The organism is Protofrankia sp. CiP1_Cm_nod4, assembly GCF_982290645.1.
Genome location: NZ_CEVIVC010000113.1, coordinates 1 through 2,254, shown reverse-complemented (window position 1 = coordinate 2,254; position 2,254 = coordinate 1). Strand labels below are relative to the sequence as shown.

The 2,254-nt window shown below is 76.9% G+C and carries 1 protein-coding gene; it reads left to right on the top strand.

Annotated features, from left to right (window positions below):
• The coding region (locus tag AC5LSR_RS18220; protein ID WP_493468721.1) for a hypothetical protein at window positions 1-2,254 on the top strand (2,254 nt) is incomplete at both ends.

The window sequence follows — 2,254 nt, the reverse complement described above, 5'->3', positions numbered from 1 at the left end:
CGGCGCGTCGGCGTCCCGGTCGAGGAGCGGCATTTCGAGGTCCTCGGTCACCCTCCGCTGCCCGCGTCCGGCCGGTTCGACGCCGCCACCCTCGCCGGCTTCGCCGCCGCGCCCGTCGCGCCCGCCGCCGGGCCGGCCGAGCCCGTCGGCCCGGTCGGCCCGGCCGAGCCCGTCGGCCCGGTCGGCCCGGCGGGTCCCGTGCCCCCGGCCCACGTCCTCCGCCGGCGTAAGCGGAGGGTCACCCGCGCCCTCTACTGGGACGACGACGCCCGCCGCGAACTGCCCTTCGGCTCGTTCACCGGACGTGCGCTGGCCCGCCGCACGGTCGCGGCGGCGCTCACCGCCGACCAACTCGCCGACGTCGCCGCCGACCTGGACGCGGCCACGATCGTCACCGACGGTCACTACGAGTCGGCGCCGGACGGTGACGGCGAACCGCTGTGGTGGGTGTCGTCGCCGGTCAGCCAGCCCGACCCGGCCGCCTTCTTCGCCCCGACCGCCCAGGTCGACCCGTTCGGCCTCGGCATCTTCGCCGGCCTGGACGTCCACGCGCTGCTGCCCGAACGGCTGCTGGTCACCCGCGCGGCGGCCGTGCCGGGAACCGACCGCTTCACCGCCGACCCGGCCGGGCCGCGGTGGAACCTGTCGCGTGCCACCAACGACTACCGGACGCTTACGCCACGGGCTGTCACCGACCCGCACGGCACGGTCGCGGCCGCCCGGTTCGACGCGCTCGGCATGGTGACCGCGACCCGGCTGACCGGCGCCGCCGGGGAGGGCGCCCCACCAGGCGAGTGGGACCACGAGTACACCCTCGACCTCGCCGCCTGGGACGAGCGGGGCGTCCCGAACTCGGTCCGCACCCGGTCACGGACCGCCGACGCCGCTGGCAGCGACTGGACGGAGTCGGTCACCTACTTCTCCGGGGCGGGCGTGGCCGTCCAGACCAAGGCGCAGGCCGAGAGCGGCCCGGCGCCGTTCCGCGACCCGGCCGGCGCGCTGGTTGTCGACCCCGCGACCGGGCGGGCGGCCGTTCGGGACATGGCCGGGCCGCGCTGGATCGGCACCGGCCGCACCGTCTTCGACGGCAAGGGCCGGCCCGTCCGCCGCTTCGATCCCTACTTCGCCCCGGACGACCGCTACGACACCGAGACCGAGCTGGTCGAACTGGGCTTCCCGACGACGCTGCGTTACGACCCGGTCGACCGGGCCACCCGAATCGACTTCCCGGACGGCACCCACACCAGGGCCGAACCGGGGATCTGGTCCGTGCGGACCTTCGACCGCAACGACACGGTCGCCGACTCGGACTGGCTGGCCGCCCGCACCGCGCCCGGCGCCACCGACGAGGAGAAGGCCGCGGCCGCGGCGTCGCTGGCACACGCCGGCACACCGACGACCGCGCGGCTCGACGCCCTCGGCCGCACGGTCGAGACCGTCGAACGCAACGGCACGGCCGACCTGGTGACCACCACCGTCTTCGACATCGACGGGCGGGTGCTGTCGGTGACCGACCCGCGTGGGGTCGTCGTGGCGACCCACGGTTACGACCTGCTCGGCCGCCCACTCGTCACGACCAGCCCGGACGCCGGGACCAGCCGGACGATGCCGGACGCGCTGGGACGGCCGTTACGCGAGTGGCACGGCTGCGGCCCGTGGACGCCGGCGGCGGCGCCGTACGAGGTGCGGGCCCGCCCGGAGTACGACCTGTTCGGCCGCCCGGTGCGGACCTGGGTGCGCGACACCACCCTCCCCGCCCCAGCGCCTATCGGCCCGTCTCCCGATGGCCCGGTGGGCGCCGGGGCGGTCGGTGGGGGACCGGCCGCCGGGCAGCTGGCGGCGCCGGGCGAGGTCTGCCGGTCGGTCATCGGCTACGGCGACGACGACCCGGCCGCCGCCGGCCCCCGCTACCTGCTCGGCGTGGCCCAGCAGACGTTCGACGGCGCCGGGCTCGCCGAGACCCTGCGCCGGGACTTCCGCGGCAACATCACCGGGTCGGCGCGCCGGTTCGCCGTCGCCTACGACCGGGAGCCCGACTGGACGGGCGTGGCCACGGCGGCGCCCACCCCGGAAAGCCGCCTCGCCGCGGCCTCGGCCGCGTTGGAGGCGGCCCCGGGCAGCCTGACCACCAGCGTGTTCGACGCGCTCAGCCGCCCGGTCACCACCACGGCGGCGGACGGCGGCGTGCTGGCCGTCCGGTACAACCCGGCCGGCCTGGTCGACCATCTGGAGGCCACCCCCCGCGGTGGCAGCT